Genomic DNA, 10,461 nt, shown 5'->3' with positions numbered 1-10,461 from the left:
CCGGGTGGTGGCCAACGCGGTGAAGAACAAAATCATCGAGCGCGTCTTCGCCGTCGTGCGGCGGGGCACTACATATCAAAAAAATTATCAACCAAACTTGCAAGCATCATAGAAAACACGGATTCAGCACGGATTTCGCTACCGCGCGGCTCAGGTGGGGAGGTAAGGTCGAGCGGCCTCGGGTCCGAGATATGTTCACCACGGATGGGCACGGATTCAACACTGATTTCGCTACCGCGCGGCTCAGGTGGGGAGGTAAGGTCGAGCGGCCTCGGGTCCGAGATAAGTTCACCACGGATGGGCACGGATTCAACACTGATTTCGCTACTGCGCGGCTCAGGTGGGGAGGTAAGGTCGAGGCGTTGTACGCCGAGGAGACAACCACGCACTCACTCCAGCAGCGCCTCGTAAATCCCGTAATTCTCCGCATCAAAGCACACGAAGTATACTTCACTGATCGAGCGGCCAACAAACTCTCGCACGGTCCGGAAAGCGATCTCCGCAGCCCGCCGTTTGGGGAAGTGGTATACACCGGTGCTGATGTTGGGAAAGGCGATGGAGGTAGCACCGACCGTTTCGGCCAGGTGAAGGCTGCTGCGGTAGCAGCTTTCCAGTAGGGCATCCTCTCCGCCGGTGCCTCCGTGCCAGACCGGCCCCACGGTGTGAATGACGTACTTCGCCGGCAGCTTTCCGGCCGTCGTGATCACGGCCTCTCCGGTCGGGCAGCCGCCCCGCGCGGCACGGATCTTCTTACAGGCCTCGAGGATGGCCGGTCCGCCGGCCCGGTGGATAGCCCCGTCGACGCCCCCTCCACCGAGCAGGGAGGAGTTGGCGGCATTGACGATGACGTCGGCCGCGACGGTGGTGATGTCGGAACGGAGCAGGGTGATGTTTGCCATAAGCTTCCAGTATTCATTGGATAGACGGTATAAGGGGATTTTCGGGTCACCCGCCACCGCTACCGACGAATGGCCCCGGGCAATCTACCAATACCTGAACCCGCTTGCCCCCCCGAATTGTTAACTAGACATAAGCGCACGTCCATGATTCCTTTACTCATTCTTTCCATTTTGCTGATCGTCGCCCTGGTGTACATGTACAGCCAGTGGAGCAACAACCGCATGCCGTCAAAAAAGCGCCGGGCCCAGGTCTTGCGCGACATGAAGGAAGATATGGATGGCTGGAGCGCCGACCTGGTGAAGATGAACAAGGAAGAACTCGACCTCTTCAGTCTGACCCAGGATAAGCAGGTACTCAAAACCGGTACCGGCACGACCGCAAAGGGAACCTTCACGACCATCTTCCACGAGCCGGTGGTCAGCTACAGCTACCGCCGCTACCTCGGTAAGCAGGTCAATGAACTACTGTACGCCCGCACCGCCGATCACGATTACGTGTACTGGACGGAAAAGGGCAAGACGTCCCTGGAGATCGATAACCAACCCGTAGGGACCATCCAGGGACAGGTGCTCCTCGGCGAGCGTACGGGTAAGGAACTGGCGCGCATCGCCGCGAACAGTACGGACAACTACCTGCCGGTGAGCGTCGGCGACCGGGAAGTCGGTGCCCTGACTAAAGCGACGGTCAAGACCGACGACCCGCTGAGCCAGCGCGCCTTCGAATTCATTCCCGACGACCTCAACGAAAAGGAGGAGCAACTGCTGATGAGCCTGGCGGTCCGGGAACTCGTGGGCCGGGTGACGGGCTAGATGAAAAAAGGCCGTCACCACTGCTGGCGACGACCTTCCTCGAATCTAAAAATCAGCTCAGATTCTCTTCTACATGTTGGCGATGATCTCATCTCCGAACTCGCTGCACTTCAGCAGGGTCGCGCCCTCCATCTGCCGCTCGAAGTCGTAGGTAACGCGCTTCTTGCTGATGGCTCCCTCGATTCCCTTGATGATCAGGTCGGCGGCTTCCGGCCAGCCCATGTAGCGGAACATCATTTCCCCGGAGAGGATGACGGAGCTGGGGTTGACCTTGTCCTGTCCGGCGTACTTCGGAGCGGTACCGTGGGTCGCCTCGAAGATCGAGATGCCCGTGGTGTAGTTGATGTTGGCCCCCGGTGCAATACCGATGCCTCCCACCTGAGCGGCCAGAGCGTCGGAGATGTAGTCGCCGTTCAGGTTCAGGGTTGCGATGATGCTGTATTCCTTCGGGCGCAGGATGATCTGCTGCAGCATGGCGTCGGCGATCACGTCCTTGATGGTGATGGTCTTGCCGCTGTCGGTCGTGATGGTGTGCCAGGGTCCGCCGTCAAGGGGGGTGGCACCGAAGTCCTTAGCCGCGGTTTCGTAGCCCCAGTCGCGGAAGCTGCCCTCCGTGAACTTCATGATGTTGCCCTTGTGCACGAGGGTTACGCTGTCCTTGTCGTTATCGATCGCGTACTGGATGGCGGCCTTGACGAGCCGGCGGGTACCCTCCTGGCTGACGGGCTTGATGCCGATGCCGGCCGTGTCGGGGAAGCGGACCTTAGCGTAGCGGTCGGGGTAGGTTTCCTTGAGCCAGCTCAGGAACTTCTTGTTTTCCTCGGTACCCTCGGCGAATTCGATGCCGGCGTAGATGTCTTCCGTGTTCTCGCGGAAGATGATCATGTCCACGTCCTGGGGGTTCTTGACCGGGCTGGGCACGCCGGTGAAGTACTGCACGGGGCGCACGCAGGCGTAGAGATCGAGTTTCTGGCGCAGGGCTACGTTGAGGGAGCGGATACCGCCACCGACGGGGGTGGTGAGGGGCCCTTTGATGGATACGAGGTATTCCTCGATACCGTCAAGGGTGGCCTGGGGCAGCCATTCGCCGGTCTGGTCCATGGCCTTTTGTCCGGCCAGGACTTCCTTCCAGACGATGGACCGTTCGCCGTTGTAGGCTTTTTCCACGGCGGCCTCGAGCACGCGGCTGGCGGCGGCCCAGATGTCGGGACCGATACCGTCGCCCTCGATGAAGGGGATAATGGGGTCGTTGGGTACGTTGAGCTTGCCGTCGGCAATGGTAATTTTAGATCCGCTCATAGGGGTGTTTGATTTTACATGATAAAGCCCGTATTCGGGCAGGCCGGCAAAATAGCGATTATTCGTAAGCTCAACGGGAGGTGGGCCCGGGGGGCGGGAGCAACGGCTTGCGGGAAGTAGCAATCCCGGTCAACCGATACCGCGCGTGAGTAGGTACATTTATGTCTTCGGACGGATGCCGGCCAACACATTCGGGGCCGATCGTTCGTTACCCCTTAGAAATTGCCCACGCCCCACATGTCCATCTTTCGCGTTGCCGCCTGGCTGCTCACCATCGGTCTCATCCTGACCCTGATTGTCGTCGGGAAGAGCTATTTGGTGCCCATCTTCGTGGCGCTCGTCCTGTGGTATCTGGTGAATGCCCTCAACGATCAGTTCCGGCATCTGCCCTTCGTGGGTACGCGCCTGCCCAATTCCGTCACCCTGCTGATGTCGTTGGTCTTTATCGGACTTACCCTTTACGCGATTTCGGATATGATCGTCAACACGGTTAACGGCTTCGTGCAGGAGAGCGACATCTACCTGCCCAAGATTGAGGCCCAGATCGCGCGGATGTACGAACGCATTGGCATCGACCGCCCGCCACCCAGCATCCTGGACCTGAAACTCGGCCAACAGTTGCTGGGTAACTTTGCCCTGGTCTTTGCCGGGGTCACGAGCGCCGCCAAGGGCGTCGCCCTGGTGCTGCTGTACGTGCTCTTCTTCCTGGTCGAACAGGGAAGTTTTCCGCGCAAAATGCGTGCCCTGGGACTGGACATGCAGGGCAGTACGCGATTCACTTACGTGCTGGCGGAAATTAATATCGCCATGCGCACCTACCTGGGAGTGAAAACGCTCACCAGCATCGCCACGGCACTACTCAGCTTCGTCGTGTTCCGGGTCATCGATCTCGACTACGCCCTGTTCTGGGCATTTCTGATCTTTCTGTTCAATTTCGTGCCCACCATCGGGTCCATCACGGCTACGGCCCTTCCCGCCCTGCTGGCCCTGGTGCAGTTTGACAGTCTGACGCCTTTCCTGGTAGTGGTGCTGGGCGTGACGGTGATCCAGATCCTGGTCGGCAACATCATCGAACCCCGCCTGATGGGCAGTACGCTCAACATCAGTCCGCTGGTAGTGGTCCTTTCCCTGATTTTGTGGTCGATGCTGTGGGGGATCGTCGGCATGCTGCTGAGCGTACCCATTACCGTAGCCATCATCATCGTATGTGCACAGTTCCCGGAAACGCGGCCGATCGCGATTTTGCTGAGTCGCAACGGCGACGTCAACACCCGCAAGCTTAAGCGGCGGGGCCGGAAGAAGGAGGAAGCGGAGGAGATTGCCGCCGACTAGTCGAGCTCTTTCGGCAGGGCGATATCGGACAGGGCGGAAGATTTCATGCCGCTGACCAGTCCCTTCCAGAAAGCATTGAAGAAACTCTTCGTCCGCGGGTGTTCGTGGTACATACGCCCCTGACGGAAGTCCTCTCCCGGCAGGTTGTCATCCTTCATGACTACGCCGGAAAGTAAGTTCTTGATCCAGGCTCCGGGGCCGACCACCTTCAGGTCGAGATCGTGGTACAGGAGGGTGAGCTCTCCGGTCATCAGTTCATTCTGCAGGCGGCCGTGGAAGCTCAGACTGTCGATGACGCCGGTCTCGATGATCGCGTCCGCGGCCACCTCCATCAGCGGATTAATGCGGCTCAGATCGTAGCTCCCCATCCATCCGCGAATAGCGTAATTGCGACCGCTGCTGTCCCGCGAAAGGGCAAACTCGGTGTGAATGGGGGTCGTTTTCTCGAAGGTGGCATCGAGGCTGACGCGGAGGGAATCCGTGGTACTGAGCTTGGTGTCGAGTCCGGAGAACCGAACGGTCCCGCCGGAGAAGTGAATGGTTTTGGGCTGATGGACCGAATCCACGACCCCGTAAGCGATGTCCGTAGACGACAGGCGCGCCCCGTTGAGTACGATGCGGGGACCGAGGGAGCGGAGCGCTTCCATCGGCATCTGTTTATCCCGTTCGGGGACTTCGATCGTAATATCCTCCACCACCCGTAGCCGGAAGTCGCGCGACACCAGAGAGTCAATGTGCACCGACTCGCCGGAAACCATTGCGCCGTGATCGATGCCGGAGGCCCGGATACCGTCGAAACTGAAGGACAGCCAGGACTTGTCCTTACCCTGCGAGAAGAGCTCGTCGGGGGATAAGCGATTGATGCGGTTCAGGCTGTCGAGGGTGAGAGTGCCGGTCCGACTGCTGTAGGCTAGATTGGCGTAGATGTAATCGATGGGTTCCCGGTTTCCAATCATGTGGATGTCGGTGACGCGCAACTTACTATGGCCGATCCGGGACAGGGAGAAGGGGGAGGCAATATTGTACTGGTCAAGGTAAATGCCCCGGGCGACCATGTCCTTTTCTCCCTTGGTCGTGAAGCGGGTCGCCGTTGCGTCGGACAACCGTACCCGGGCGATGTGAAAGCCATCTGCGCGGACCAGATCGTAGAGTTCGGTGGTGGGGATCGTGACTTCGTAGGCCCCACCTTCCTGCTGCCGCAGATTCATCCGGGTGTCCGTTACTACGGCACGGGCTATAGTCGCGGGTACTCCATCGTCGAGCAGCGCATCGCGGTCGATTCCTTCCAGCCGGATGCCGGCCATGGATCCCCGCAGCCGGTCGCCACTCCATTCGATCCTGCCGGTCGCCATGCTCGTCGAATCGCTCCGGTACCGAAGGTCGTCTACCCGAAACTCTTGCTTGTCCGTGGTCACCGTGATGCTCGGGAAGCGGGCGGAGGTAGCTCCGAGGGTCGTTGCGGATAGGGGAAATTGGAGGTGCCCCTGGTCAATCCGGGCGTCGGTCGCCCGAATATCCAACTCCCGGTCGTTGCGGTAGGTAATGTCGCGACCGTTCAGTTGGAGATCCCGCAGGTCAAAGCTGTCGCGGTAATTCAGTTCGTCCGCCCGGAGGTTGCCCGCATAGTGCAGCGTACCGAAGGACCCCGATACGGCGAGGTCGACGTCGGGAAGGGACAGGTGACCGAGGCGGATGTTGGGGGTATTGCCGGATGGCTCCGCTTTTGGGGTACTCCGTTGGACCCGCGCGCCGCCGCCCAAATGGGCTACGGAGAGACTGTCGACGGACACCGCGCCGTCAAAATCTCCGGTGTTGAGGCCGCTGATCCGCACGTTTTCCGCCCGCACGTCGGTGCTGTCACCCCGCCGGACGCGTACGGAGGCCGCGAGAATGGCCGACGATTCGGTATCGTAGTCGACCCGGGTAATGGCAATACGTGCGCCGCCATCCTGCGCATACAGGGTAGAATCGGCCCGGAGTTGCAGGTCGCTGATCTTGGTGGGTTGGAAGGGGAGCTGAAAGGTTTGCATGGCCACGTGGAGGTTGGACAGGCGCAGGAGGCGGTGGCCCGCGCGATCGTCGATCTCCAGGAAGGTGCTGTCGAGTTGCACGTCGCCTACCTCGAAGGCAAAAGTGCTGCTGTCCGCCGTACTGCTTGATCCGGTGCGTACCAGCCGGGCGTCAAAGCCGGTAAGGGCTAATCGGTCCACGGCAATGGGATCGTCGCCGAAGAGGCTGAACAGGCGGAGGCCGCTCAGGGTCCCCCGATGGAGGTAGCCGGTGGCGCTGATGTTCTTCCGTTGCTGGTCGAAGCGTATGTCCCGGGCGGAAAACTCGAGGGGGAAGAAGCCGAAGGTGTACTCGGCCACGGTGAGCGTGTTGCTGTCGTCATTGGCCCCGGCGATGGCCCGATCGATCCGGTAACCGACGTACCAGCGCGCGCCGGCGTACAATAAAAGGGGGAGCAGAAAAAGCAGGTACCACCAACGAAAGGAAAAGCTACGATCGGCCATGGAAACTACCTGGGGTGAGGGAAAAGGTCATCTCAGCTAAAAGTCCAAAGCGCGGGTATTGTTTGTTTACGGGAAGGCAGAGAGCGCGAGACAATATTAAACAAATTGTTTGATAATATTCCGGGGATTTCGTATGTTTGCCCGGTAAGAACAGCAGCAGTAAATGGCAGAAGCGACCTATACCGAAGACAACATCCGCTCCCTCGACTGGAAGGAGCACATCCGCATGCGCCCCGGCATGTACATTGGTAAATTGGGGGATGGCTCCAGTCCGGATGACGGCATCTATATTCTGCTTAAGGAGGTCATTGACAACTCGATCGACGAGTACGTAATGGGGCACGGTCGGCAGATCGACGTGGTGATCGAAGACGGTACGGTAAAGGTGAGGGATTACGGACGTGGCATCCCGCTGGGCAAGGTCGTCGACGTGGTTTCTAAAATTAATACCGGAGGAAAGTACGACAGCAAGGCGTTCAAGAAAGCCGTTGGTCTGAATGGGGTCGGACTTAAGGCTACGAACGCTCTCTCCGACGACTTCCGGGTGTATGCCGTGCGGGAGGGGAAGCTGAAGCAGGCCGATTTTTCCGAGGGCAACCTGGTGAAGGAGCACAAGCCCACCAAGACCTCGGAGCAGAACGGAACCTTCGTGAGCTTCGTGCCCGACGGAAACATCTTCAAGAAGTACCGCTTTCGGACGGATTTCGTCGAAAACCAGCTCTGGAACTACGCCTACCTCAACGCCGGCCTGAAGATCAACTTCAACGGTAAAACCCTGGTATCGAAGAACGGACTCCGGGACCTGCTGGAGCGCAAGACCAACGTGGAGCAGCTGCGCTACGACGTGATCCACCTGAAGGGGGACGACATCGAGGTGGCCATGACTCACGGAAACGCTTACGGGGAAACGTACTTCAGTTTCGTCAACGGTCAACATACCACCCAGGGGGGAACCCACCTGATCGCCTTCCGGCAGGCGCTGGTGGAAACGCTGCAGAAGCACTACAACAAGAATTACGACCGGAAGGACATTCTGGCCAGCGTGATCGCGGCCATTGCGATCAAGGTCGAGGAACCCGTTTTTGAATCCCAGACAAAGACCAAGCTCGGCAGCACCGACATGGGACCTAAGGGGCCGACCGTGCAGACCTTCCTGAAGAACTTCCTGCTGGAGAAGCTGGACAACTTCCTGCACAAGAACCCCACGATCGCCCAGGCCCTGGAGAAGCGGATCAAGCAGTCGGAGCGGGAGCGCAAGGAAATCGCCGGCATCAAAAAACTGGCCAATCAGCGCGCCAAGAAGGCAAACCTCCACAACAAGAAACTGCGGGATTGCCGTGCACACTTCAGCGACGGCAAAACTAAGGATGAGGAAACCCGGCTGGGAACCACCATCTTCATCACGGAGGGCGATTCGGCGAGTGGGTCCATCACCGTGGCCCGGGACGTGCAGACGCAGGCGGTATTCTCGCTCCGCGGTAAACCCCTGAACTGCTACGGCCTGACCAAGAAGGTCGTGTACGAGAACGAGGAGTTCAACCTGCTGCAGCACGCGCTCAACATCGAGGACGACATCGATGAGATCCGCTATAACCGCGTCGTGATCGCTACGGATGCCGACGTCGACGGGATGCACATTCGCCTGTTGCTGCTTACCTTTTTCCTGCAGTTCTTTCCCGATATGGTCGAAAAGGGGCACCTGTACATTCTGGAAACCCCGCTCTTCCGGGTGCGGGATAAGCAGAAGACCTACTACTGCTACAGCGAGGAAGAAAAGCAGCAAGCCATCGGTAAGCTTCGGGGGAAGGCCGAGATTACGCGCTTTAAGGGTTTGGGGGAGATCAGTCCGAACGAGTTTAAGGACTTCATCGGCGACGACATCCGCCTAGAACCCGTGGTCATGGCCGATAATACCAATATCGACGACTTGCTCAGCTACTATATGGGGAAGAATACGCCTTCGCGGCAGAACTTCATTATTGATAATCTGCGGGTGGAGCGGGATGAGGAGTAGGGGTTAGGATCGCTCACTGCGTTCGCTTGTGGTCGCTTGCTTAGGCTCGCGGGTAGTAATGTAGTATCACTCACTGCGTTCGCTGGTGGTCGCTCGCTTAGGCTCGCGGTTGGTAGTTTGGTAATGTAGTATCGCTCACTGCGTTCGCTTGTGGTCGCTTGCTTAGGCTCGCGGGTAGTAATTTAGTATCGCTCACTGCGTTCGCTGGTGGTCGCTCGCTTAGGCTCACGGTTGGTAGGTTAGTCTTTTAGTATCGCTCACTGCGTTCGCTGGTGGTCGCTCGCATAGGCTCGCGGATGGTACGGTAGCATGGCTGCTATGGGTACCAATCAGGCGATTCGGAAGTGGATACTGATGTACCGGTTGTTCATTGAGTTGAGGTGGGGTCTCGGTATTACATTCGCCGGAGAAGACCACAGCAACCTCCGGGAGCGCCACCACCAGTGAGCACAGCGAACGATACCACAGCGACCTTTGGGAGCGCTACCATCAGTGAGCACAGCGAACGGTACCACAGCAACCTCCGGGAGCGCCACCACCAGTGAGCGCAGCGAACGGTACCACAGCGACCTCCGGGAGCGCTACCACCAGTGAGCGCAGCGAACGGTACCACAGCGACCTCCGGGAGCGCTACCACCAGTGAGCGCAGCGAACGGTACCACAGCGACCTCCGGGAGCGCTACCATCAGTGAGCGCAGCGAACGATACCACAGCGACCTCCGGGAGCGCTACCACTAATGTTCTAAATGAAAGATCAGTACCGGCACCTCGGGATGCAATAGCATCTGCTTCGTGTTGCTGTAATGGAAGAGTCGCTCCCAGAAGCCCCGGTGTTGGGTGACCATGACGGCAAGCTTGACCGGATTGGCGCGTAGGTATTTGACTAATCCCTCCTGTACCGACTCGGCGGTAACCTCGACGATCTCGAAGGCGAATTCTGGGTCGGGGTTGTTGAAGAGGGGAGCGAACAGTTTTTCCCGTTCCCGACGGTGCTCGCTGTTATCGTCGTTAACGTGGACGAAATGGATGCGTGCGCGGAACAACTCGTTGAAGTCCATGAGCTTCAGGACGGCGCGCCGGCTCAGGGACAGGCTGTTGCTGGCGTACAGAATATGGCGATACTCCTCGAAGACCGCCTGGGCGGGAACCAAGAGGACGGGACAGTGGGACCGTTGGGCCACGGTCGAAGCAATACTGCCGAACACCTGTTCGAGTACGTCGGATTCACCGGTGGCACCGAGCACGACCAGATCCGTCGATTTACTCTCCTCCACGATCTTATCGCCCGGAAAACCGAGGAGCAGTTCGCTGCGGCGACGGATTCCCTCGGGAGCAGGGATCTCCCGGAGAAAATCGTTCATGGCTACTTCGCGGGCGTCCATGAGTTCGCCGACGGGGGCGACCATGGTCGCGTCACCGGCAACCGTTTGCGGCGTGAAGATGTGAATCGCCCGAACTTCCCGGGCCCCCATGGAAACGGCCATGGCTTCGGCGTACCGCAGCGCGGCGGCCGACCCAATGCTAAAATCGATGGGAACTAAGACTCGGTTGATCATGTGCATTCACTGGTTGGGGGCGAAGATACAGTCCGCCC

7 protein-coding genes are annotated in these 10,461 nt (G+C 58.9%); 3 read left to right on the top strand and 4 right to left on the bottom strand.

The annotated features are described in order from the left end of the window. Nucleotides 1-389 precede the first annotated feature (389 nt). Nucleotides 390-899, bottom strand: coding sequence for an O-acetyl-ADP-ribose deacetylase (locus NMA52_RS08230; protein WP_254827186.1), 510 nt, complete (start codon nucleotides 897-899; stop codon nucleotides 390-392). A 144-nt stretch (nucleotides 900-1,043) separates the two neighbouring features. On the opposite strand from NMA52_RS08230, the gene NMA52_RS08225 reads away from it, so the two are divergent. After that, nucleotides 1,044-1,709: a hypothetical protein gene (locus NMA52_RS08225; RefSeq protein WP_254827185.1), complete on the top strand. Its 666-nt coding sequence runs from the start codon at nucleotides 1,044-1,046 to the stop codon at nucleotides 1,707-1,709. Nucleotides 1,710-1,778: 69 nt separating this feature from the next. Here NMA52_RS08225 and icd read toward each other — a convergent pair whose 3' ends face one another. Then, nucleotides 1,779-3,008, bottom strand: a complete 1,230-nt coding sequence (gene icd, locus NMA52_RS08220) for an NADP-dependent isocitrate dehydrogenase (RefSeq protein ID WP_254827184.1) — start codon at nucleotides 3,006-3,008, stop codon at nucleotides 1,779-1,781. A gap of 237 nt (nucleotides 3,009-3,245) precedes the next feature. Here icd and NMA52_RS08215 point away from each other — a divergent pair, with 237 nt between their 5' ends. Continuing rightward, entirely contained in the window at nucleotides 3,246-4,340 is a 1,095-nt protein-coding gene (locus NMA52_RS08215; RefSeq protein ID WP_254827183.1) for an AI-2E family transporter, read from the top strand. On the opposite strand, the gene NMA52_RS08210 is transcribed toward NMA52_RS08215, so the two are convergent. After that, complete coding sequence (locus NMA52_RS08210; protein WP_254827182.1) at nucleotides 4,337-6,853, bottom strand: hypothetical protein; 2,517 nt, start codon at nucleotides 6,851-6,853, stop codon at nucleotides 4,337-4,339. The genes NMA52_RS08215 and NMA52_RS08210 overlap by 4 nt on opposite strands. A 163-nt stretch (nucleotides 6,854-7,016) precedes the next feature. Between NMA52_RS08210 and NMA52_RS08205 the strand changes: the two genes are divergently transcribed. Continuing rightward, nucleotides 7,017-8,867, top strand: a complete 1,851-nt coding sequence (locus tag NMA52_RS08205) for a DNA topoisomerase IV subunit B (RefSeq protein ID WP_254827181.1) — start codon at nucleotides 7,017-7,019, stop codon at nucleotides 8,865-8,867. Nucleotides 8,868-9,601: 734 nt separating this feature from the next. Here NMA52_RS08205 and NMA52_RS08200 read toward each other — a convergent pair. After that, entirely contained in the window at nucleotides 9,602-10,423 is an 822-nt protein-coding gene (locus NMA52_RS08200) for a universal stress protein (protein WP_254827180.1), read from the bottom strand. Between the last annotated feature and the right edge of the window lie 38 nt (nucleotides 10,424-10,461).

Source organism: Lewinella sp. JB7, from assembly GCF_024297185.1.
In the GTDB taxonomy this organism is placed as follows: domain Bacteria; phylum Bacteroidota; class Bacteroidia; order Chitinophagales; family Saprospiraceae; genus Neolewinella.
Note: the sequence above shows the minus strand (reverse complement) of the source record. Positions and strands in the feature narration are given on the sequence as shown.

Bases quoted from the DNA above. Each gene is read 5' to 3' on its own strand.
- NMA52_RS08230 (WP_254827186.1), bottom strand. From the start codon at position 899: ATGGCAAACATCACCCTGCTCCGTTCCGACATCACCACCGTCGCGGCC.
- NMA52_RS08215 (WP_254827183.1), top strand. From the start codon at position 3,246: ATGTCCATCTTTCGCGTTGCCGCCTGGCTGCTCACCATCGGTCTCATC.
- NMA52_RS08225 (WP_254827185.1), top strand. From the start codon at position 1,044: ATGATTCCTTTACTCATTCTTTCCATTTTGCTGATCGTCGCCCTGGTG.
- NMA52_RS08205 (WP_254827181.1), top strand. From the start codon at position 7,017: ATGGCAGAAGCGACCTATACCGAAGACAACATCCGCTCCCTCGACTGG.
- NMA52_RS08210 (WP_254827182.1), bottom strand. From the start codon at position 6,853: ATGGCCGATCGTAGCTTTTCCTTTCGTTGGTGGTACCTGCTTTTTCTG.
- icd (WP_254827184.1), bottom strand. From the start codon at position 3,008: ATGAGCGGATCTAAAATTACCATTGCCGACGGCAAGCTCAACGTACCC.
- NMA52_RS08200 (WP_254827180.1), bottom strand. From the start codon at position 10,423: ATGATCAACCGAGTCTTAGTTCCCATCGATTTTAGCATTGGGTCGGCC.